21 protein-coding genes and 1 pseudogene are annotated in these 22,758 nt (G+C 53.4%); 14 read left to right on the forward strand and 8 right to left on the reverse strand.

Annotated elements, in window-relative coordinates; translation table 11 throughout:
* Window positions 1–69: 69 nt before the first annotated feature.
* From gyrA to dnaA, 8 genes are all read right to left on the reverse strand, one after another.
* On the reverse strand, window positions 70–2,589 hold the full coding sequence (gene gyrA / locus BBD38_RS06080; protein ID WP_066685798.1) for a DNA gyrase subunit A: 2,520 nt from the start codon (window positions 2,587–2,589) through the stop codon (window positions 70–72).
* 277 nt (window positions 2,590–2,866) lie between these two features.
* The gene (gene gyrB / locus BBD38_RS06085; RefSeq protein WP_066685802.1) at window positions 2,867–4,789 is read right to left on the reverse strand and encodes a DNA topoisomerase (ATP-hydrolyzing) subunit B; all 1,923 of its coding nucleotides are present in this window, start codon (window positions 4,787–4,789) and stop codon (window positions 2,867–2,869) included.
* A gap of 21 nt (window positions 4,790–4,810) precedes the next feature.
* On the reverse strand, window positions 4,811–5,080 hold the full coding sequence (gene remB, locus BBD38_RS06090; protein WP_066685803.1) for an extracellular matrix regulator RemB: 270 nt from the start codon (window positions 5,078–5,080) through the stop codon (window positions 4,811–4,813).
* 355 nt (window positions 5,081–5,435) lie between these two features.
* Complete coding sequence (locus tag BBD38_RS06100) at window positions 5,436–6,200, reverse strand: formate/nitrite transporter family protein (RefSeq protein ID WP_066685808.1); 765 nt, start codon at window positions 6,198–6,200, stop codon at window positions 5,436–5,438.
* A gap of 66 nt (window positions 6,201–6,266) precedes the next feature.
* Window positions 6,267–6,743 (reverse strand): cyanase, encoded by a 477-nt coding sequence (gene cynS, locus BBD38_RS06105; RefSeq protein WP_066685812.1) that lies wholly within the window; start codon window positions 6,741–6,743, stop codon window positions 6,267–6,269.
* Between the two features lie 221 nt (window positions 6,744–6,964).
* A complete protein-coding gene (gene recF, locus BBD38_RS06110) occupies window positions 6,965–8,044 on the reverse strand; it encodes a DNA replication/repair protein RecF (protein WP_066685959.1) in 1,080 nt (359 codons plus the stop codon).
* A gap of 274 nt (window positions 8,045–8,318) precedes the next feature.
* Entirely contained in the window at window positions 8,319–9,419 is a 1,101-nt protein-coding gene (dnaN, locus tag BBD38_RS06115) for a DNA polymerase III subunit beta (protein ID WP_066685814.1), read from the reverse strand.
* A 223-nt stretch (window positions 9,420–9,642) separates the two neighbouring features.
* Window positions 9,643–11,043 carry a chromosomal replication initiator protein DnaA gene (gene dnaA, locus BBD38_RS06120; protein ID WP_066685816.1) on the reverse strand — a complete coding sequence of 467 codons (1,401 nt, stop codon included), beginning with the start codon at window positions 11,041–11,043 and terminating at the stop codon, window positions 9,643–9,645.
* Between the two features lie 488 nt (window positions 11,044–11,531).
* On the opposite strand from dnaA, the gene rpmH reads away from it, so the two are divergent.
* The 14 genes and pseudogenes from rpmH (at window position 11,532) to BBD38_RS06195 (ending at window position 22,748) form a co-directional block, all read left to right on the forward strand.
* Window positions 11,532–11,666, forward strand: a complete 135-nt coding sequence (rpmH, locus tag BBD38_RS06130; protein WP_046443427.1) for a 50S ribosomal protein L34 — start codon at window positions 11,532–11,534, stop codon at window positions 11,664–11,666.
* A 6-nt stretch (window positions 11,667–11,672) separates the two neighbouring features.
* Window positions 11,673–12,056, forward strand: coding sequence for a ribonuclease P protein component (gene rnpA / locus BBD38_RS06135; RefSeq protein ID WP_066685820.1), 384 nt, complete (start codon window positions 11,673–11,675; stop codon window positions 12,054–12,056).
* A complete protein-coding gene (gene yidD / locus BBD38_RS06140; RefSeq protein ID WP_066685821.1) occupies window positions 12,053–12,262 on the forward strand; it encodes a membrane protein insertion efficiency factor YidD in 210 nt (69 codons plus the stop codon). Before rnpA ends, yidD begins: the two co-directional genes overlap by 4 nt.
* Window positions 12,263–12,430: 168 nt before the next feature.
* The gene (locus tag BBD38_RS06145; RefSeq protein ID WP_172807775.1) at window positions 12,431–13,384 is read left to right on the forward strand and encodes a YidC/Oxa1 family membrane protein insertase; all 954 of its coding nucleotides are present in this window, start codon (window positions 12,431–12,433) and stop codon (window positions 13,382–13,384) included.
* A gap of 17 nt (window positions 13,385–13,401) precedes the next feature.
* Window positions 13,402–14,037, forward strand: a complete 636-nt coding sequence (jag, locus tag BBD38_RS06150; protein ID WP_066685826.1) for an RNA-binding cell elongation regulator Jag/EloR — start codon at window positions 13,402–13,404, stop codon at window positions 14,035–14,037.
* 410 nt (window positions 14,038–14,447) lie between these two features.
* Window positions 14,448–15,815 carry a tRNA uridine-5-carboxymethylaminomethyl(34) synthesis GTPase MnmE gene (gene mnmE / locus BBD38_RS06155; protein WP_082989526.1) on the forward strand — a complete coding sequence of 456 codons (1,368 nt, stop codon included), beginning with the start codon at window positions 14,448–14,450 and terminating at the stop codon, window positions 15,813–15,815.
* Window positions 15,816–16,274: 459 nt separating this feature from the next.
* A complete protein-coding gene (mnmG, locus tag BBD38_RS06160) occupies window positions 16,275–18,149 on the forward strand; it encodes a tRNA uridine-5-carboxymethylaminomethyl(34) synthesis enzyme MnmG (RefSeq protein WP_066685828.1) in 1,875 nt (624 codons plus the stop codon).
* A gap of 134 nt (window positions 18,150–18,283) precedes the next feature.
* Window positions 18,284–18,370 (forward strand): annotated as a pseudogene (locus tag BBD38_RS15185) (hypothetical protein); the annotation flags it as partial.
* Window positions 18,371–18,835: 465 nt separating this feature from the next.
* Window positions 18,836–19,201 (forward strand): SdpI family protein, encoded by a 366-nt coding sequence (locus tag BBD38_RS06165; RefSeq protein WP_066685829.1) that lies wholly within the window; start codon window positions 18,836–18,838, stop codon window positions 19,199–19,201.
* Window positions 19,202–19,735, forward strand: coding sequence for a GNAT family N-acetyltransferase (locus BBD38_RS06170; protein ID WP_082989527.1), 534 nt, complete (start codon window positions 19,202–19,204; stop codon window positions 19,733–19,735).
* Between the two features lie 150 nt (window positions 19,736–19,885).
* Window positions 19,886–20,440 carry a DUF1349 domain-containing protein gene (locus BBD38_RS06175; protein WP_172807776.1) on the forward strand — a complete coding sequence of 185 codons (555 nt, stop codon included), beginning with the start codon at window positions 19,886–19,888 and terminating at the stop codon, window positions 20,438–20,440.
* Between the two features lie 6 nt (window positions 20,441–20,446).
* The gene (gene rsmG / locus BBD38_RS06180) at window positions 20,447–21,145 is read left to right on the forward strand and encodes a 16S rRNA (guanine(527)-N(7))-methyltransferase RsmG (RefSeq protein ID WP_066685833.1); all 699 of its coding nucleotides are present in this window, start codon (window positions 20,447–20,449) and stop codon (window positions 21,143–21,145) included.
* A 154-nt stretch (window positions 21,146–21,299) separates the two neighbouring features.
* Window positions 21,300–21,692, forward strand: a complete 393-nt coding sequence (locus BBD38_RS06185; protein WP_066685834.1) for a hypothetical protein — start codon at window positions 21,300–21,302, stop codon at window positions 21,690–21,692.
* A 288-nt stretch (window positions 21,693–21,980) separates the two neighbouring features.
* Window positions 21,981–22,748, forward strand: a complete 768-nt coding sequence (locus BBD38_RS06195; protein WP_066685838.1) for a ParA family protein — start codon at window positions 21,981–21,983, stop codon at window positions 22,746–22,748.
* The last annotated feature ends 10 nt before the right edge of the window (window positions 22,749–22,758 follow it).

Below are 22,758 nucleotides of genomic sequence, written 5' to 3' on the forward strand. Positions count from 1 at the left end.
ATTACTCCTTTTTCCTTTTGTATACAGATACAAAAGGCGCGGAAAACCGCGCCTTTGCCTTTGCTTCGTTTATTCCTGTCCCGGCGCTTCCGTTTCCGGCCTTGCCGGCGTTTCGCCGTCTGCCGCGCAGCCGCAGCCTTCCGGGTCTTCCGTCTCGTCGTCCTCCGACTCTACGATCTTCGCCACGCACACCACCTTGGTATCCTCATCCACGCGCATCACGCGCACGCCCTGCGTCGAACGTCCGATCAGCGAAATTTCATCCACGCTCATGCGGATAACAATCCCCGCGTCGTTGATGAGCATGATATCCTCTGTTCCGTCCACGATCAGCAGGCCGCACATCTTACCCGTCTTTTCCGTAATGTTCATGGACTTAAGGCCGATGCCGCCGCGCGTCTGCAAACGGTACTCCGCCGCGTTCGTGCGCTTGCCGTAGCCCTTTTCCGTGATGACAAGCACCTGCTGCTCCTTCTCGCAGATGCATGCGGACACAACCTCGTCGCCCGGCCGGAGCTTGATAGCCCGTACGCCCGTCGAAACGCGGCCCATGGGCCGTACGTTCTCCTCGCTGAAGATGATGGACATGCCGTCCCGCGTTCCCACGATGATATCCTTGCTGCCGTCCGTCTCCATGACGGAAATCAGTTCGTCGTCCTCCCGCAGATTGACCGCTTTAAGGCCGTTCTGCCGGATATTGGAATATTCGCTGAACGGCGTTTTCTTGATGATGCCGCCCTTTGTGACAATCACAAGGTTGGAATTCTTTTCCAGCTCCGACTCAATCGGGAACACCGCCGACACCTTCTCGTCCGGGTCGAGGTTCAGCATGTTCACAATCGCCGTTCCCTTCGCCGTCCTGCCCGCTTCGGGAATCTGGTAACATTTTTTCATATAGACCTTGCCCTTGTTCGTAAAGAACAGCAGCTGGTTATGCGTACACGTAATGAACACCTGCTCCGCAAAGTCTTCCTCGCGCGTGGACATCGCCGTCACGCCCTTCCCGCCGCGCTTCTGCGCGCGATAGGTCTCGAGGCTGATGCGCTTGACATAGCCGTAATGCGTGAGCGTCACCACCATATCCTCGCGCGCGATCAATTCGTCGATATCGATATCGTCCTCGTCAAAGGTAATTTCCGTGCGGCGGGCGTCCGAGAACTTTCCGCGGATTTCCATCAGGTCCGTTTTGATGATATCGATAACCATCTGCGGCGTGGAAAGCACGGAATTGTAATACTCGATGCGTTCCTGCACTTCCTTGTATTCCGCCTCGATTTTGTCGCGTTCGAGGCCGGTCAGGCGCTGCAGACGCATATCGAGGATGGCCTGCGCCTGTATCTCCGTGAGGCCGAAGCGCTCGATCAATGCCACCCGCGCGGAAGCCGCATCCGCCGATTTTTTAATCAGGTCGACGATCTCGTCGATATTGTCAAGCGCAATAATCAGGCCTTCCAAAATGTGGGCGCGCTTTTTCGCTTTTTCCAGCTCGAACTTCGTGCGCCGCACGATTACGTCCTTCTGGTGCTCCACATAATATTCGAGGACCTGTTTTAAATCCAGTACGCGCGGCTCGCCGTCCACCAGGGCCAGCATAATCACGCCGAACGTATCCTGCATCTGCGTATGTTTATAAAGGTGGTTTAACACCACGTTGGCATTGGCGTTGCGCTTGAGTTCAATCACAATGCGCATGCCCGATTTATCCGATTCGTCGCGCAGGTCGGAAATGCCGTCAATGCGCTTGTCGCGCACGAGCTCCGCAATTTTTTCCACCAGCGTCGCCTTGTTGACCTGGTACGGGATTTCCGTCACGATGATGCGCTCGCGGTCCTCCCCGTGCTTTTCAATTTCCGTTTTGGCGCGCACGCGTATCCTGCCGCGCCCCGTTTTATAGGCCTCGCGGATACCCGAGACGCCCATGATAATGCCGCCGGTCGGGAAATCCGGCCCGGGAATAATATCGATCAGCTCCTCGATGGAAATATCCGGGTTATCCATCAGCGCAATCGTCGCGTCGATCGCCTCGCCCATATTGTGCGGGGGAATGTTCGTCGCCATGCCCACCGCAATGCCGCCCGTGCCGTTCACGAGCAGGTTGGGGAAGCGGGCGGGAAGCACCGCGGGCTGTTCCAGCGTTTCGTCAAAGTTCGGATAAAAGTCCACCGTGTCTTTCTCGATATCGCGCAGCAACTCGAGCGTTAATTTCGACATCCTTGATTCCGTATAACGCATGGCGGCCGCGCCGTCGCCGTCCACCGAACCGAAGTTCCCGTGGCCGTCTACCAGCGGATAGCGGATGGAGAAGTCCTGCGCAAGGCGGACCATTGCGTCGTAAACCGCCGTATCGCCGTGTGGATGGTATTTACCAAGAACGTCGCCCACCAGGCGCGCGCTCTTGCGGTACGGCTTGTCCGGATACATATTGAGCTCGCTCATCGAATACAAAATGCGCCGGTGCACCGGCTTGAGGCCGTCGCGCACATCCGGCAGCGCGCGGTTGATAATAACCGCCATCGCATACGCAATGAACGACTTTTGCATCTCCTTGTTTAAGTCAACGGGCACAATGTTGTTGAATGGTGTTTCCAAATTACTCGTCCTCCACGTCGTCGCTTGCCTTTTATGTTCGCTTCCGGCTGATGCCGAAAGCTCACTTTTCAGGCAGCTCCTCCTTTACCCCACGAAACCCATTTCATTGGGCTTCCGCGGGGGCCCCTTTCGCTTCGCTCATTCGATTTCCATGGGGCTCCTTGTCAGGTAGGAATAGGTTATAAGTAAAGGGGAATAATGATTGTGTATTGGCTCCGCCAATCATTTCAATCCATGCGCGTCGGCGCATCCCGCACCTATTCCCTGTTCCCTGCCGTTATATATCCAGGTTCGCGACCAGCTTCGCGTTCTCCTCGATGAACTCCTTGCGCGGTTCCACGCTGTCGCCCATCAGCACGGAGAAGGTTTCCTCCACCTCGATGGCGTTGTCCATATCCACCTGCAAAAGCGTGCGCGTCTCCGGGTCCATAGTGGTTTCCCACAGCTGCTCGGGATTCATTTCCCCAAGTCCTTTATAGCGCTGGATGGCCGCGCCGTCGCCCACTTCCTTCAGGTATTCCTGGAGCGCCTCGTCCGTATACAGGTATTTATCCTCCGTACCCTTTTTGCTCACCTTATAAAGCGGCGGCTGCGCGATATATACATAGCCGTTTTCGATCAGCGGGCGCATATAGCGGTAGAAGAACGTCAGCAGGAGGATGCGGATGTGGCTGCCGTCCACGTCTGCATCCGTCATGCAGATAATCTTATGGTAGCGGAGTTTCTCCACGTCGAAATCCTCGCTCATGCCCGCGCCGAAGGCCGTAATCATGGCCTTGATCTCCGCGTTTGCAAGCGCGCGGTCATGCCGCGCTTTTTCCACATTCAATATTTTCCCGCGCAGGGGCAAAATCGCCTGGAACCGCCTGTCGCGTCCCTGCTTTGCGCTGCCGCCCGCGCTGTCGCCCTCAACGATAAAAATCTCGCATTTGCTCGCGTCCTTTTCCGAGCAGTCCGCCAGCTTTCCGGGCAGCGACGCGGATTCAAGCGCCGTTTTCCGGCGGGTCAACTCCCGCGCTTTTTTCGCCGCCTCGCGCGCGCGTTTTGCCGTCAGGCACTTATCCACAATGACCTTGGCGGTCGCCGGGTTCTCCTCGAGGAAGGTGTTCAGGCCCTCCGCGACAGTGCTGTCCGTAAGCGCCCGCATTTCGCTGTTGCCAAGCTTGGTTTTGGTCTGCCCCTCAAACTGCGGCTCCGTGAGTTTGACGCTGATGATGGCGGTAAGCCCCTCGCGGATATCCTCGCCCGAAAGGGAAGGCTCATTTTCCTTCACCATCTTCATACGCTTCGCATAGTCGTTCACCACGCGCGTCAGCGCGTTCTTAAAGCCGGAAAGGTGCGTGCCGCCTTCATGCGTTGAAATGTTGTTTGCAAACGAAAAGATATTTTCCGCATATCCCTCGTTATACTGCATGGCGACTTCCACGACTGACGTGCCTTTTTCCGCACAGAAATAGACCGGCTCCGGAAAGAGCGGGTTTTTGTTCTTATTGAGGTACTGCACGAAGGACTTGATGCCGCCTTCATAGCAATACACATGCTTTACGGGCTTTTCGCCGCGCAGGTCCTCGAGCGTGATGGAAATGCCTTTATTGAGGAAGGCCATCTCCCGCAGGCGTACGCGCAGCGTATCATAAACGAAATTAACGTCCTCAAAAATTTCCGGGTCCGGCCAAAAACGGATTTCCGTACCCGTTTCCTCTTCCGGGCAGGTATCCACGACTTCAAGGTCCGTCACGCGGTCCCCGCGCGAAAATTCCTGCCGGTGCACCTGTCCCTCGCGGCGGACTGTCGCCACCAGCTTTTCGGAAAGCGCGTTCACCACGGAAACGCCCACGCCGTGCAGGCCGCCCGAAACCTTATAACCGTCGCCGCCGAATTTTCCGCCCGCGTGCAGCATGGTAAGCGCCACCTCGAGCGTGGAAACGCCCGCCTGCGGGTGGATTCCCGTAGGAATCCCACGGCCGTTGTCGCGCACGTAAACGCTGCCGTCCGCCTCGATCCCCACGTAAATATCCGTACAGAAACCGGCCATCGCCTCGTCGATGGAGTTATCCACAATTTCATATACCAGATGGTGCAGGCCGCGAAGGTCCGTGGAACCGATATACATTCCCGGCCGTTTGCGGACCGGCTCGAGCCCCTCGAGAATCTGTATCTGGCTTTCGTCGTAATGTTCGTTTTGGTTGTTCAAATTCATCCCTCTTTTTTCTGTCCAAACTTATCCCTGCGGGTCCTGCCGCAGAAAAGCGTCCTCACCCCCGCTGCTCCGCTTCATCAATGTGCGCGGTGAAATCGGGGACAAGTACGCTTTTTTCATTCCTTGTTCTTCCGTAATAACCACGGCCCGGGGTTCCCCGTCAAGCGCCGTCGTTTTTAGTTTCTTTAAAAAAAGGCTTGTATCTTTGTTGCGCGCCGCCTCTTCGTAATCCAATATCATCAGGATTTCTTTTGTTTTTACAAAGGAATCGCCGCCCAGATGCAAAATCATAAAACACCTCTTTAAAATATGTCTTTATTATACCACAAAAAGACGTGTTTTGGAAGGTTTTTTTCGGTTTTCCGCGATTTAGCGGCAGGGTTAATAGGGGGAATAGGACGAACCCTTAAAAACGGTTTCAGGAGCCGTGAGGATATCAAAAAACGAAAGGCGCCGTTTATTTACGCTGTTTTTGCCGGGGAAAAAGGCGCCACTCCGTCGCCGGTAAATGATTCCCCGGCAGTCGTCAGTAATGCATGCAGGCCTTTTCCATAAAAAACAGGCCGTCGCCGCCTGAAAAACGGCTCCGGCCTGTTTCCTCCAGTCCTGAATAAAATATTTACCGCCCTTATTGCTCCCGGAATATTTACTTTTTCCTCGCAATTCCAAGGTAGGGCAGCGCGACGAATACAATTCCCCCGATCATGTTTCCGATCGTCACCAAAACAAGGTTATACACCTCTCCCCCCAGGGAAACCGCGGCGTCCGCAGCCGGGGAAAGCAGGCTGATTGTCAGCAGCGTCATATTTGCGATGCTGTGTTCAAACCCGGTTGTAATGAACGCCAGCAGGCACCAGAACACCATAATCAGTTTGGCCGCCTCCGATTTACAGCGAAAACCGCACCACACCGCAAGGCATACCAGCATATTGCACAATGCGCCCCTGCAAACCAGCGCAAGGGGGGAAAGCGACATTTTTGTTTCCGCGGCGGAGGACATAAATTCCCCCACGCTTCCCGTTGCCAGTCCGCAGCCTATGAAAATGATTGCAAGCAGGACGGAGCCAACCAGGTTTCCAACATAGCTCATTCCCCATACCTTCAGGCACGCGCCGGGGGAAACCGTCTTTTGGGCCGCGCCCACCATCATAACGAGGTTATTCCCCGTAAAAAGCTCGCCCCCGGCGATCACAACCAGGCTGAGCGCGATCCCAAAGGTGCATCCCATCAATATTTTTGCAATGGGGTCCCCCGTAAGCAATCCGCCGACGGTAAAAGCGAGAAGTACGCCAAACCCGATAAAAACTCCCGCCAGGATGGAGGCAAGGAAATATCCCCCCGGATTCGTTTTTAATAAGTTGTATTTTCCCTTGGCGGCATTTGACGCCGCCATAATATCTTCACCAAACATAATTGCCCCCCTTCTGCCGGAAGGACGGGCGCATCCCTCCGGCGTATTCCCCAAAAAACATGCGGCTTACCACGGATATTCTCCCATTTTGCTGTATTTCAGCAATTTTCCGTTCCATGTAATGACCACCCGGTCTCCATGTTCGTCGGGAACAATGTCAACGTCGATCGCAAAATCAATTGCGCTCATAATCCCGTTCCCGCCTTTTTCATGAATCAATTCCTTGATCGCCGGGCCATAGGTGTCCAGCACCTCGTGCAGGCGGTAAAGGATCGGGTCCGTATTTCCTTTATAGGGATGATTGTTCAAAAACATCGTTTGTTCTTCCGGTATTCCGAGTAATCCCGCGAGTTTCACGCAATATTCCTCGGGAACCCACTGTTGTCCCTGTATCGCGCTCGCCAGCCAAACCTTGTTTGTCCCGAGGTCTTTTGCCAATCCTTCATACGTATACCCGGCGGCTTTCACCGCTTTTTGGAGGCCGGCGATCTCTTCCGCAAACTGTACCCTCGTCAAATACTCCGAATTACTCATAGGTGTCATAATAAACAACCCTCCTGAAAGATTTTTCAAAAACAAAAGGCGCCGTTGATTTTTCAACAGCGCCTTTGCTTTTGTTATCTCTAAAATACTCCTGTTTTACTGTTTAGTCAAGTATTTTTTGCAATTTTACTAATTAAATATTTCTTTATTATTCTAATTTTCTTCTATTTTTCCTGTTTATATGTGATTTTTTGCATTTTTTAATTATAGATAATTCATATTTATAATTTATCTTTTTCCTCTATTTTCCCATTTTCCACATAAAAAAGATGCGCCCGGGCAAGCAGCCTGGCGTCCGCGTCGTCCGCAGTGGTAATAAAGGTCTGTATCCCTTTGAGGGTTTTCAGCAGGTTTTCCTTGCGCGTCCTGTCAAGCTCGGAAAATACGTCGTCCAAAAGCAGCACAGGCATGTGTCCCGTGCTTTCCTCCAATATTTTCAGGCATGCCGTTTTAACGGCGAGCATCAGCGTGCGCAGCTGCCCCTGGGAAGCAAACACGCGGATATCCTTCCCGTTAAGCAGGATTTCAAGGTCGTCCCTGTGCGGGCCGGACGTACAGCTTCCTTCAAACAATTCCTTCTCGCGGAGCTGCCTCAGCGCCTCCGCAATCCCCGTTTCAGGAATCGTCTCCTTATACAAAACGGAAATTTCCTCCGTACCGCCGGAAATCGCGCGGTGGGTCTCCCGCACATATTCCCCCAGCTTATTCACATAGGATTTCCTGTTTTTGAGGATAATGCGGATATATCCTTCAAGCTGCGCGTTATACGCATCGAGGATTCCGCCCACATTCTTATTATCCCGCCGCCGCAGGGCCGCGTTTTTCTGGGCGATAATCTTCGTGTAATTTTTAAGGGCGTCCACATACGAAGGCCTGATCTTTGAAATTTCGCCGTCCAGGAATCCCCGCCGCAGCGAAGGAGCCTCCTTTGCCATTTTCATATCCTCCGGGGAAAACACCACCACAAAGAGGTTTCCCAGCAATTCCCTGAGGCTTTTCGCGGGCGCCCCGTCAATTTTAAGGCTCTTTTTCCGGTCCCTGCCAATCAGCACCTCAATCGAACGGTCCATGTTTTCCACATATTCCGCAAAAAGGTACGCCCCCTCCTTGCCTTCCATCACGGTTTTACTGTCCGCGTTCACGCGGAAGGATTTTCCGTTCCCGCAAATATGGATGGCCTCGAGGATATTCGTCTTTCCCTGCGCATTTTTTCCATAAAGCACGTTCACCCCGGGATAAAAGGAAATATTCAATTGCTCGTAATTCCTGAAATGAATCAGCTTCAGCCTTGTTAAATGCATCGGAACCCTTTCAAAAAAGGCGCCCTGCAAAAGGGCGCCTGGGATTGCCGGTTTTATCGGCAATTCCAGCGGACTGTTCAGAAATCTGCAAGTCGAGGAAGCAGAAAACACGCAAAAGAGCGAATAATATATGCAATATATGAGCGTTTTGCGCGTTCGCTAGCGCTGAAAGCACCGAAGTCTACATCCCTTCGGTGCGGTTGCAGAGAATTTCAACAGCCCGGCGCGCCCTGCATGAGGGCGCTTTTTCCTGCATATGGTCGTTCTCGGTTTTTTATTCCTCCCGCAGCTGCACGGGCAGGATCAGGTATTCATACGCATCCGAATTTTCCTGCTTCACCACGCACGGGCTGACCCCGGTATTATACTGCATCAGTACCTCAGGCTCCTCCACATTTTTCAGCACATCCAGCACATATTTCGCGTTGAACGCGATCTTGAGGTCCTTGCCCTCCGTCAGCACGGGTATCTGCTCGTCAATATTGCCCATTTCGGAATTGGACGTAATTTCCAAATTTTTCTCGCTGATCTCGAACTTAACCACGTTGTTATTACCTTCCCGCGCAAGGATGGATGCGCGCTCGAGGCTGTCCTTCAGCATATTTGTTTCCACCTTCACGCTGGTCGCGCAGTCCGCGGGCAGAAGGTTCCTGTAGTTGATATATTCCCCTTCGAGCAGCCGGGTATAAATTTCCGTATTGCCCGCTTCAAAGAGCGCCATATTGCCGCTGATCGAAATTTTAACGTTTTCCTCCGTATCCGCGACAATCCGCGACACCTCGCGCAGGGTCCGGGCGGGAATCACGCATTTTTTCTCGATATCCGAAATGGCAGGCTGCTTCCTGACCGCCATGCGGTAGCCGTCGAGCCCCACAACTGTCAGGCTGTCCTTTCCAATATCAAACAACAGGCCGGTCAATATCGGTTTATCCTCGTTGACCGCCGCCGCAAACAGCGTCTGGTTAATCATGGTCCGCAGCACGCACTGCGGAATCTTAATCTGTTCCTTATCCTCAAGCTCGGGGAACACCGGAAATTCATCCGCGTTCATTTGCTGGAGCACCACTTTTGAATTCAGGCAGCTGATCTCCACCGAATTTTCCCCGATGCTTTTAAACGTTACGTCGCTTTCGGGAAACCGTCCGATAATCTCATACAGGAGCTTTGCGGGAATCGCCGCGTCTCCCGTTTTTTCAACCTGGGCGTTCATTTCCGTTTTGATGGAAAGGGCGATGTCCGTTGCGCGCAGGGTAATCACATCCTCCCCGCAGGAGAATAGGATACATTCCAGGATGGTCTTTTGCATTTTAGAAGCCGCACGGTTTACCGTACCGATGGCTGTGAGTAAATCTTCTTTCGCACAAGTAAATTGCATGTCGCGTTCCTCCATGTTTTTATTCTAACAGATAGGCAGTAATGGCTGTATTAGGGGTTGTGCATTCTGTGGAAAACCCACTTTTTTGTTAATACGAAGCCATTTTTTTACATTTATCTACGAGGATAACTTCTGTGTAAAACGGCAAAACCGGTTGACGGCCTGTGCCCTTATTGTGCATGGTTTAAAACCGTCCGTTTTTGCCCGTTTTTTTATCCACAGGTTATCCCTTGATTTTCGCCTCGATATCCTCCACCACTTTTTTCAGCTCGGGATCGTCCTTCATCTGCTTCTTTATTTTTTCCTCCGCATGCATGATGGTGGAATGATCCCTGCCGAAGAATTCCGCAATCTTGGAATACGAACTGTCCGTCAGGTCGCGCAGCACAAACATTGAAATCTGGCGGGGGAATACATATTCCCTGTTTCGTTTCTGCCCGCGGATATCCTCTTCGCGGATGGCGAAATATTCGCACACCACGTCGATTACGCTTTTTGGCGTAATGGCCCGTACGGCGGGGGATGCAAAGAAATCCTCGAGGGCCCTCTGCGCGACGGAAGTGTCGATCTCCCCGGAGGGCAGGGAATCCTTATGCAGTTCCGCATACATGATAACCTTTTGCAGAGCGCCTTCCAGCGTACGGATATTTGAATTTTTCTGCTGTGCTATATAATGTAAGGCGTCGTCCCGGATGGGAAGCGCGGATGGATTAACCGACCGCAGCGCCTGCACCTTCTTTAAGAGGATGGCGACCCTCGTTTCATAATCCGGCATTTTGATATCGGCAATCAGGCCCCATTCAAACCGGCAGCGCATTCGTTCCTCCAGCTTTTCCATCTCCTTCGGGGGACGGTCCGAGGAAATAACGATCTGCTTGTTCATATCGCGCAGCGCGTTGAAGGTGTGGAAAAATTCATCCTGTGCCACGTCCTTCCCCGCAATAAACTGGATATCGTCGATCAGCAGCACGTCGATATTGCGGTATTTCCTGCGGAACTGCTCGCGCAGGTCGATGTTTGCCCGGTTGTTGGTAAGCTGGATCATGCGGATCAGCTCGTTCATAAAGGTTTCGCTGGTTACATATACGATTTCAGCCTCCGGGTTTTCCTGCAAAATGTGGTTTCCCACCGCGTGCATCAGATGCGTTTTTCCAAGGCCCACGCCGCCGTAGAGGAACAACGGGTTATAGGCGCGGCCGGGCGCCTGCGCAACGGCAAGGGCCGCGGCGTTGGCAAATTTATTGGCTTCGCCCACCACAAAGGTGTCGAAGGTATAATTCGGGTTCAGGTTCGTCTTATGTTCGCGGGCCGGCTGCGGCTCCACTTTCTTTTCATTGATGTTCAGCTTGGAGGAATCCTGGGGCGTAATGAACTCCGGACGGATTTCCGCGCCCGGCACGCCGTAAAGCTCTTCATAAGCGAGCTGCATGGTAAGGCGGATTTTCTCCGCATATTTTTCTTCCATCAGGCTTTTATGCATCGGGCTTGACACTTCAAAAAAATAAGTCCCGTCTTCCTCGTGCACAGGCTTTAGTTCCTTGATCCATACATTAAACTGAAACATCGGGAGGTCTTCCTCCAGATAATTCAGCGTTTTTTCCCATAAAACATTAAAGACACTCATGTACGCTTTAACCCCGGCTCCGTATTTGATCGATTGTGGATAACTTTTTGCACAGGCCGGAGGCCCGCGCAGAAACCTTTTTAAAAAATAAGTCCGGAATTATCCACAAAGTTATCCACAATATGTGCGAAAATGTGCATAAAATAAGGCTTTCCGCGAGGTTTATTATACCACAGGGAACGCTGAAATGGTAGAAGAAAAAATGGTTTTTTGTTTTCGCAGGGGGCCGGTAAAAAGTGAAAATACTAGATATAGTTGCCAAATTGTGGAAAAAAGGGGAACAAAGGGAAGGGCACCCCAATATCTATGGATAAAAAGGAAAAGAAAACGGCTGGAACGGCGGCCTCATGCGGCATTTGCCTTGACACTTGACAGTAAAAATTATATAATAATAATCGTCTTTTTATCGGGAAAAACGTGGAGCTTCCGGGCTGGAAGCAAGGGGGCGTCCGCACTATATTATATGTAGAAAATGGAGAGATGTAGCTATGAAAATGACGTATCAACCGAAAAAACAGAAACGCAGCCGCGTTCACGGCTTTATGAAGAGAATGAAAACGAAAGCCGGCCGGAACGTTCTCAAAAGAAGGCGCGCAAAAGGCCGGAAAGTCCTGTCCGCGTAAGCGAAAGTGGATTTATGCACGTTAAAAAAGAACAAAGAGTTTAACTTTGTTTACAGGCGGGGGAAACCCGCGGGGTCCCGCGACATGACGCTCGTCGCCGCAAAAAGCAGGTATGGCGGCGTCCGTGTCGGGTTTTCCGTCAGCAAAAAGGTGGGAAACAGCGTGGTGAGGAACCGCGCCCGGCGGCGTATGAAAGAAGCATACCGTACCCTCCTGCCGGAGCTTAAGGGAAACCACAGCCTTGTTTTTGTGGCAAGGGAAAGCATCGCGCGGGCGGAGTTCCATGAAATCTGTTCGCAGATGCGCAAGCTGGCGCAGCGTGCGGGAATCCTTTCAGGCGACCCGGCTTGCCGGGCCTTCCAGGGTAAACCTGTGGGAGGAAAAAAATGAAAAAAGTGATATTGGCGCTGATCCGGTTTTACCAGAAAGCAATTTCGCCGTATACAAGGCCGTGTTGCAGGTTTACGCCGACATGTTCGCAGTATGCCGTTGAGGCAGTTACGAAATATGGGGCGCTCAAAGGGTCATTTTTGGCGATTAAACGTATCTTGCGGTGCAATCCGTTTTTTAAGGGCGGATACGACCCGGTCCCGTAAAGCGGCCGGAGGCGCGGGAACGCGTGCATTGCGTTAGGGGTATTGAGATCGGGAACCGGCGGTCAAACATAAAAGCGGGTAAGAACGAAGAGCCGTGTTCCGACCAGGAGGATGTAAATTTTGGATTTTCTATACAATAACTTTTTATCGGATTTCTTTGTAATCTGCATGAAAGGAATGCACAATATCTTTGCGGATTATGCCCTGGGTATTGTCGTTCTGACCGTGCTGATCCGTCTGTGCCTGCTGCCCCTTGATTTGAAGCAGCGCGGAAACCAGGCCAAGATGGCGGCGCTCGGGCCGGAAATCCAGTCCCTGCAAAAGCGCTATGCGAATAATCCGGGCCAGCTGCAGAAAAAGCAGCAGGCGCTGTACCGCAAGATGCACATTCATCCGATGCTCGGATGCCTTCCCATGCTGATCCAGCTGCCGATCCTGTTCGCCTTCTTCGGCGCGATGCGTGTCATCGCCAGCGAGCAGACAATCGCCCTGATGCTGGATGCGGCGCAGAACGGTGCGGAGACCGTAAGGCTTACGCCGTTCTTCTGGGTGCACAACCTCTGGCAGCCGGATTCGTTCATCGGCGGCAATGCAAGCATCCTTCCGTCGGCGGAAAGCTTCCTTTCCTATGTGCAGTCGAACCAGACGTTCATCCAGCCGCAGACGCTGGAACTCCTGAAAAGCCAGGGGCTGCTCGACTTTTCCTCGGGCGTGATGCAGGTGCCCGCCGATACGTATAATGCGCTGACTACGGAAATCCTGAAAGCAAACGGGTATTGGAATACCGCGACAAACGCCGTAACCAACATGAACGGTTACCTGATCCTTCCGGCGCTTGCGGGCGTTGCGTTGTTCCTGCAGCAGAAGTTTAACCCCGCGGCGGCGCAAAACGCGATGATGGGCGCCACGGCCCAAACGCAGGAGCAACAGGAAGCACAGGGCTGCACCAATAAAATGATGATGTGGATGATGCCGATTTTCTCGGTATTTATCTGCGCCACGTCCAACACGGCTTTTGCTCTCTACTGGTTTGTATCGAGCCTTTACGCGTTCGGCCAGATGAAGGTTGTCGACCTCATTAAGAAAGCAAAAGCGAAAAAGCAGGAAGTGACTGTTTCTTAAAGCAGGAGGAAATAAAAGTGGATTTTGTGGAAGCAAAGGGAAAGACTGTTGACGAGGCAATTTTTAAAGGTCTTGAACAAATGGGGCTTTCGCTTGACGAAGTAGAAATTGAAATTGTGCACGAAGGCGGAAAAGGGCTTTTCGGGCTCGGGAAAAGCGCCGTTGTGCATCTGGTGAAAAAGCAGCCGCAGCAGGCGGAAAAAGGCGCTCCCGAAGAATTTTTGAACGGCCTGTTTGAACGCATGAAGGTTGAAGCGGAATGCACGACGGTTGAAGAAGACGAAAAGGCGCTTAAAATTGAAATAACGGGCAAGGATACGGCCGTACTGATCGGCCGCCGCGGCGATACGCTGGACGCCCTGCAATACCTGACGGGACTTGCGGTCAACAAGGGCCGCGAGGACTATAAGAAAATAATGCTGGATGCGGAAAATTACCGTGAAAAGCGCGAACGCACGCTTGAGAAGCTGGCGAAACGGCTGGCAAATACGGTGGCAAAAACCGGAAAACCGATTACGCTCGAGCCGATGAACCCGTACGAGCGCAGGATTTTGCATGCGACGCTGCAAAACCATCCGCGGGTCGAGACGGTTTCCGAAGGGGAAGAGCCGTACCGCCGCGTGGTCATCCGGAGAAAACGGCGCGAATCATAAAGCGTGGGGAAACAGCGAAAATACCCGGTGGGAAATCCGTCGGGTTTTTTTGAACCGTTTGCGGCGGTTAGGCAGCATCCCGGGGCGGGGCGGCATACGATACGGCGTAAAAACACTTCTTATTGTATTTGAGAGGAAATCCAGCCTCTGGGTAGGAGAAACCCTATGCAAAAAGGGATAGGAACTTTTGCAAAAGCTCCGCTCTTGTAGCTGATGTACTTTTTCTATCTGAAAAAGTACCAAAAATATCTTCCGCGACCGACGTCGCGGATTATTCCGCCGCAAACCGTTTGCGGCGGTTCGGCAGAGGAAGCGTGCAACATAAGTGTGCTGATGGTATTAAATATAAATAATTTTTAGACGATGATTTCTTTTTTGGTTCTTTTTTCTTTTTTCAAAGAAAAAAGAATATGGGAGGAAATATGCAGAGCGACACAATTGCCGCGATTGCGACGCCGCCGGGAACGGGGGGCGTCGCGGTAATCCGCATCAGCGGGCCGGACGCGGAAGCCGTTTTAAAAAGGGTGTTTCCCCGTGATTCGTTTGCGCACGGGCAGATGGTCTATGGAAGCGTCAGGCGGGAAGGCGAACTGCTGGATATGGTGATGGCGGTGATGTTTTATGCGCCAAAGTCTTATACCGGGGAAAACACGGCGGAGCTCCACTGCCACGGAAGCGCCGTGGGCGTGCGGCAGGTGCTTGACTATGTGCTGGAATGCGGCGCGCGTCCCGCAGGGCCGGGTGAATTCACGCGGCGGGCGTTCCTGAATGGAAAGCTGGACCTTTCGCAGGCGGAAGCGGTATGCGATTTTATTTCCGCGTCCTCGCAGGCGGGGGCAAAGGCGTCGCTTGGGCAGCTCGCGGGAAAACTGAAAGAGCGCGTGCTCGCTTACCAGGACCAGCTCACGGATGCCCTCGCGCAGGTGGAAGCCGTAGTGGAATATCCGGAGGAAGACCTGGAAGAGGAAACCGCGGAGAAACTGCTTCCGGTTTTGAAGGAGATGCGGGAAGGGCTGTTTGCCCTTGCCGGGACTTACCGCGCGGGACGGATTGCCAGGGAAGGATTGCGCGTCGCCATTGCGGGCAAGCCGAATGTGGGAAAATCTTCCCTCCTGAATGCGCTCGCGGGCATGGACCGGGCGATTGTCGCGGATGTTCCGGGTACGACGCGCGACACAATCGAGCAAAGCATCAACATTGGTGGAATTGCGATATATTTGACGGATACGGCTGGAATCAGGAATGCGAAGGATAAAATCGAAGCACAAGGCGTAAAACGGTCTGAAAATGCAATAAACGAAAGTAAATTGGCGATTTTCATGCTTGATGGAAGCGGTGAAATTACGGAAGAAGACCACTTAGCCATGAGAGCGCTTAAAAAAAGTGAAGCCGACCTTCTGGTCGTTTTAAATAAATTAGATGCGTGTGAAAGGCTGTCAGAAGAGGACGTAAAAAGGGAGTTCGGCATGTCCCCGCTTCGTATTTCGGCAAAAACGGGAGCGGGAATCGATGCTTTAAAACAGCGGCTGCTTGAATATGCAGAGCAGGATAAAACGGCAGGTGAAATTTTAATTACAAACGAGCGGCATGTGTTTGCGCTCCGGCAGGCTGCCGGGCAAATTGGCGAAGCGATCCGGGCGATGGAAGAGGGAATCGATATGGATTGCGTGACGATCGACCTGAATGCGGCGTGGGCAAGCCTGGGAGAGGTCACCGGAAAGACGGTGAGCGAGGAGATCATCGACAGGATTTTTACAAAATTCTGCTTGGGGAAATAACGCGTCGGAGCACGCCTTTTTGCTCCGTTTCCGCCTCATGGCGAAAACTCGCTCTTTAGGCGGCTCCTCCTTTACCCCACGAAACTCACTGCGTTCGAGTTTCGCGGGGGCCCCGGTTAAGTCCCTGGCGCTGATAGCGTTTGAGATTCGCGGGGGCCCCGGTTAGTCGTCTATGGATTATGCTTCTGTTTCTACGTGGTACCGTGCTTGTCCGGCCCTTGGGTAGGAGTAACCCTAAACAAAATGGATAGGAACTTTTGTTAAGGCCCCTCTCTATTAGTCCATGTACTTTTTCTATCTGAAAAAGTACCAAAAAGATCTTCCGCGACCGACGTCGCGATTTATTCCGCCGCAACCGTTGCGGCGGTTGCACAGAGGAAGAGTGAACGTAAGTATGCTGACGGCAACAGATACATGCTTGACAATGATTTAAGGCGGACAGCTAAGATAGGAGTATAAATGACGGATTATTCGGCAGGAACATACGACATCATTGTTGTGGGCGCGGGGCATGCGGGCGTAGAGGCGGCGCTTGCCTGTGCGCGCATGGGTAAAAAAACGCTGCTCTCGACGATTAATATGGATGGAATTGCGCTGATGGCGTGCAACCCGGCAATCGGCGGCACGGCAAAAGGGCACCTGGTGCGCGAAATCGACGCGCTGGGCGGGCAGATGGGCCTTGCGGCGGACGCGACTTTTATCCAGATCAAGATGCTGAATACGAAAAAAGGCCCGGCGGTTCATTCCCTGCGCGCGCAGCAGGACAAAAAGCTGTACCAGCGCTATATGAAGGAAACGCTTGAGAATACGGATAACCTCCTGCTTGTGCAGGACGAGGTCACGGAGCTTTTGACAGACGATAAAGGCGTGACCGGCGTGCGCGGCGCGATGGGCGCGCGGTACCTTTCCCGCGCGGTAATCCTTGCGACAGGGGTTTACCTCAAAGGCAAGGTCATTGTGGGCGAATATACCAAAAGCGCGGGGCCGAGCGGCCTTTTCCCCGCAGAATATTTGAGCGCGAGCCTTGCGCGGCTCGGCTTTTCCCTGCAGCGCTTTAAAACGGGAACGCCCGCGCGGGTCGACGCGCGCAGTATTGATTTTTCAAAAACACAGCCGCAGTACGGGGATGAAAAGATTGTTCCCTTTTCCTTCCTCAGCGGGAAAATCGAACGCAAGCAGGTTCCCTGCTATCTCACCTATACGAATGAAAAAACGCATGAAATCATCCGGGAGAATATCCACCGCAGTCCCCTCTACAGCGGCATGATCGAGGGAATCGGGCCGCGCTATTGCCCGTCCATTGAAGACAAGGTGGTGAAATTTCCCGATAAGGAGCGGCACCAGCTGTTTTTGGAGCCGGAGGGCCTGCATACGAATGAGGTTTATGTGCAGGGGATGTCCTCAAGCCTTCCGGTAGAGGTGCAGGTGGCGCTGTACCGCACGGTGCCGGGACTGGAAAACGTGCACTTTGTGCGCCCGGCCTACGCAATTGAATATGATTGCATCGATCCGACCCGCCTGCTGCCCTCGCTTGAAACGAAAGAGGTGCCGGGGCTTTTTACCGCCGGACAGATCAACGGGACGTCCGGCTATGAGGAAGCGGGCGCGCAGGGTCTTGTGGCGGGCGTCAACGCATGCCGGTTCCTGGATGGAGAGCCACCCGTCGTTCTCGGGAGGGACCAGGCCTATGCGGGCGTGCTGATTGACGACCTTGTGACCAAGGGAACCAATGAGCCTTACCGCATGATGACCTCGCGGGCGGAATATCGCCTGTTGCTGCGGCAGGATAATGCGGATACGCGCCTCACGCAAATCGGGCGGAACATAGGCCTTGTATCGGACGAACGGTATGACCGTTATATGTATAAAATGGAAAATGTTTCACGTGAAACAAAACGCCTGCAGTCGGTGACGGTGAAGAAGGCGGACGCGGACGCGTTTTTTGCAAAGCGCGGCATGGAAACGCCGGAACGCGGCATGAAGCTTGCGGAAATGCTTGCGCGGCCGGGAATTTCCTATCACGACCTCGCGGAAGCGGACAGCGGAATCATGGAGGCCGACGACGATATTACGCTCCAAATTGAAACGAATATCAAATATGCGGGCTATATCGGGAAACAGCAAAAGCAGGTCGAAGCCGCCGCGGGACTGGAAAAAAAGAAAATCCCCGCGGATATCGATTACCGGGAAATCAGCGGCCTGCGCCTTGAGGCGCGGGCCAAGCTGAATGATATCCGGCCCCAAACCGTAGGCCAAGCGTCACGGATATCGGGGGTATCGCCAGCGGATATTTCGGTGCTTCTGGTGTATCTGGCGGCAAAACGCGAATCGTAGCGCGGCCTACGGTTTGGAAGACATGGGACCCCGCGCAACTCGAACAGCGTGAGTTGCGTGGGGAAAGGAGCAGCCGCGTGAAAAAGCGAAGTTTTCCTGCAGGGAAATGAGCAAAGAGCGCATGCTGCGACGCGGGCCAGGCGTCGCGTATATCAGGGGTATCACCGGCGGATATTTCGGTGCTGCTGGTGTATCTGGCAGGCTGGAAAGGTAAGGAATAAGGAATAAGTAATAAGGAATAGAGAACAGTGAAGGAGTCGGCTGCGCCGACGATCCCTCATGGGGTACGCTTTGCGCAACTCGAACAGCGCCTAGGCAAGGGCCGTCCATGAAAACGAAGGTAACGAAGTTTGAACGGGAACGGCCTACGGTTTGATAAAAGGCCGGGAAATCCATAAGCGTCCGCGATCAAAGGTCTGTCGTCAGGAATAAATCGGTTTTGTGAGCGCCTTTGTGCGCGAAACGAAACAACCTAAAGGAAGGAGAGAACACGGGGGAATGCATTTCCGCCCGTGAAGCGAACCAAGTGGGCGTTCAGGGGAGGCCCCCGCGCAACTCGAACGAAGTGAGTGGCGTGGGGAGAGGAGGAGCAGGGAAGCGAGCGGAGATTTTGCCGCAGGCGAAAACGGAGCAAAGCGTACTTTGCGACGACGTGTTTCACGTGAAACAATAAGGGGGGCGGCTATATGGCTGCGACATGGATCATATCGGCTATTCTGCCTGTGGTGCTGCTGATCATTGGCGCGGTGATGAAAAGGCATATACCACGGGATCGCAATCCAGTGAACGGATACCGAACGGAACGTTCGATGCGTTCGCAGGAAAGCTGGGAATATGCGAACAGGCGCTTCGGCGAACTCTTATTTTCCTGGGGGATTATCGCGCTTGTTCTTGTCGCTCTTTTTAATTTGATTTTACCACTGCACCCGGATATACTGGTTTTAATAGATATGATCCCTCCGGGAATTTGCCTGGTCGTTCCCATTGTATGGGTGGAGCGGGACTTAAAAACTTTTTTTGATGAAAACGGACGTAGAAAGGAAGACGTGTAAGTGGAACAGGTTTTATTTGAAACAGAACGAATGGCGTTTCGCCGGTTTACGCCGGAAGACCGCGGGGAAATAAGCGTATTCCTCAAAGACCCGGAGGTTATGTACGCATGGGAGCACGGCTTTTCCGAGGAAGAGGTAACAGACTGGATGGAGAGGAATTCCGCCCGGTATGACCGGTACGGATACGGCTGGCTGTATGCGGAGGATAAAGAAACGGGCGAAAACGTTGGCGCAATCGGGCTTATTTATACGGAAAACATCAATGGCGAGGACGGCTGGGAGCTGGGATATATCCTCAATAAAAGCTTTTGGGGAAAAGGCTATGCGGCGGAAGGCGCCCGCGGATGTATCGACCATGCGTTCCGCGTCATCGGGGCGGAACGCGTTTTTTCGCAGATGCGCACAAGCAACGAAAGCTCGCGCGCGGTTGCCGAGAAAATCGGCATGGAGTATGTGGCGACCTACGACCGTTTCTATCATGGCAAGATAATGCCGCACCACGTTTATGCAGCAGAAAGGGAAGCCTGGCAATAATCACCCGGAAATATTCCGGGGCGATACAATAAAAAGCGGAAAAAAGAGAGGAAAAGCCGCCCTCACCGGGAAGGCGGACAAATAGGCAAAGAGAAAACAGGAGGGACAAGTAAAATGCATCTGGCAGGAAGAACAGCAAAGTGGCTAAACATGCCCCATCAGGCAACGGTGACGGATAAAAGGATCGTAATCCATGCGGAACCGGGGACGGACCTCTGGCAAAATACCTATTACAACTTTACGAAGAACACCGGCCACGGGCTCCTGGCCGAGGCGGATGAGGAATGCACGTTCACGGTGAAGGCTACGCGCGACGGCAGCAGCCTTTATGACCAGTGCGGAATCCTCGTTTACCTGGACGAAAAAAACTGGGCGAAGGTCTGCATGGAATACGGAAGCGAGACAAACCAGACGCTCGGAAGCGTCGTGACCACCGGGGGCTATTCCGACTGGGCGACGCTGGACATTCCCGGGGACGTCCGGGTGATGTATTACCGCGTGAGCCGGCTCAAAGACAGCTTTTTATTTGAAAATTCGTATGACGGGAAGCGATATGAGCAAATGCGCATATTCCATCTGCGCTGCAAAAATGCGGCGGTGCGCATCGGCGTATTCGCCTGCAGCCCGACGGGCGACGGCATGAAGGCGGTCTTTGAGGAAGCGGCGTTTACGCCCCCGGCATGGAAGCCGTATAAGGGAGAATAAAGGCGTATGTCGGAATTTACGCAGGAACTGAAAGACCTGTCCGGAAAAAGCGGATACGCGTTTACAGACGCGGAGCTTTCCCGGATGGAAGCCTATTATAACGAGCTTATAGAGGTGAATAAGGTGCACAACCTGACCGCGGTCACCGCCCCGCGGGATGCGGCGCTGAGGCACTTTTTCGACAGCATTGCGCCCCTCGGGCTGGTCCCGGAGGGGGCGAGCGTGGCGGATGTGGGAAGCGGCGCGGGTTTTCCCATTGTGCCGCTGAAAATCATGCGCGGGGATATACGCGCGACGGCGGTGGAATCCGCCGGGAAGAAATGCGCGTTCATCGAGCGCGGCAGCAAAGCCGCGGGAATCGGGGTAGAGGTGCTGTGCGCCCGTGCCGAAGAGCTTGCCCGCGGGCCGCGCCGGGAAAGCTTTGACGTATGCGTTTCACGCGCGGTGGCGCAGCTTCGCGTCCTTGCCGAGCTGTGCGCGCCGCTCGTGCGCCAGGGCGGCCTGTTCCTGGCCTATAAAGGGGAATATGAACAGGAGCTTGCGGAGGCCGGGAACGCGGCAAAGGCATTGAACCTCGAGCTCGAAGAGGTAATCAAGCTGCCGTGCGAGGGCTATGCCCACCATGTGCTGGCGTTCCGGAAAACAGGGACGCTTTCGCCAAAATACCCGCGGCGGTATGCGCAGATCGTGAAAGCCCCGCTGTAGGGCGCGGCGCCGGAGCGCGCCCCGGCATAAAAAGCAGCCGCCGCAAACGGGGCTTTTCGCACAGGCTTCCAATAAAAAAAGGATTTTGTTATAATCAGTTCATATTCGGATGGTAAAATAGATTAAAATCCTTAAAAGAGAAGAAGGCTTATCTATGAACGGCTTTAGAAAATTTATGATGGGACGGTACGGCGGCGACCAATTCGGAATGGCCCTGATTATCCTGTCGATTATTTTATGCGTGGTGTTCCTGTTTGTCCCCCTTCCATATGTCAGCCTGCTGAGCTGGATTCCGCTGGTGTTTGCGATTTACCGTATGTTTTCCCGGCAGATTGAGAAGCGGCAGGCGGAAAATTACGCATGGCTGCGCAAATGGGGCGCGGTGCGCACATGGTGGTGGAACCTCAAAAACCGCGTGAGGGACAGCAAAACCCACCGCTTCTACCAATGCCCGGAATGCGGCAGGAAACTGCGTGTTCCAAAGGGGAAGGGCAAAATCAGCATCACCTGCCCGGAGTGCGGAAATAAATTCATCAAAAAGACTTGAGATCAACATTTAGATGGAAAAATGCCAAGAAGCTGCGCAGCGGCACAAAATGTTGTGCCGCCGCGTTTTTTTGCATCCCGCCGGGGCGCAAACAGAACTTTTCAACAGCGCCTTTTTCCGATATAATATTACAGGAACGGACAAACCGGCCGAAAGAAGGGTTTGCCCCGGAAAAACGTATCGCATTCCGGGTGGGAAGTGCATCCCGCCGGGGCGATAGAAAGACGGGCCGCCGGGAATTTTCACATGCGCCGGCCGCCACGTCAAAAAACAGGGAGTGAAACAATTTTGGGCAAAACGATTGCGATTGCAAATCAAAAGGGCGGTGTCGGCAAGACGACGACGGCCATCAATTTAAGCGCGTGTATTGCAAACCGGGGAAAGCGTGTGCTGCTCATTGACATCGACCCGCAGGGCAACAGCACGAGCGGCCTCGGCGTGGAGCGTACCGGGCTGAAAAAATCATCGTACGATGTGCTGGTGGGCGGCGCGTCGGCGGTGGAGGCGATCCGTCCGACGATGATGCAGACCCTCGACCTGATGCCCGCGAATATCGAACTCGTCGGCGCGGAGGTGGAGCTTGTTTCCATGATGGCGCGCGAAACCATTTTAAAACGTGAACTCGAAGAGGTAAAGGGCCTGTACGATTATATTTTTATGGACTGCCCGCCTTCCCTGGGGCTGATTACCCTCAACGCGCTGACGGCGGCGGATAAAATCCTTGTCCCCATCCAGTGCGAATATTACGCGCTCGAAGGGCTCACGCAGCTGATGAGCACGGTGAAACTGGTGCGCCAGAGCCTCAATCCCTCGCTCGAGGTGGAGGGCGTGGTGCTGACCATGTTTGACGGACGCACCAACCTTTCCCTGCAGGTGGTGGAGGAAGTGCGCAAATTCTTTAAAAACAAAGTATATGAAACGGTGATTCCGCGCAATGTGCGCCTCGGTGAAGCGCCGAGCTACGGCCTGCCGATCCTTTTGTACGATGAGAAGTGCCTTGGTACGGAAGCGTATAACGAGCTGGCAGTGGAATTCCTGACAAACGATATGAAGTAGGAAGGGCACG

This window comes from Christensenella intestinihominis (genome assembly GCF_001678845.1).
In the GTDB taxonomy this organism is placed as follows: Bacteria; Bacillota; Clostridia; order Christensenellales; family Christensenellaceae; genus Christensenella; species Christensenella intestinihominis.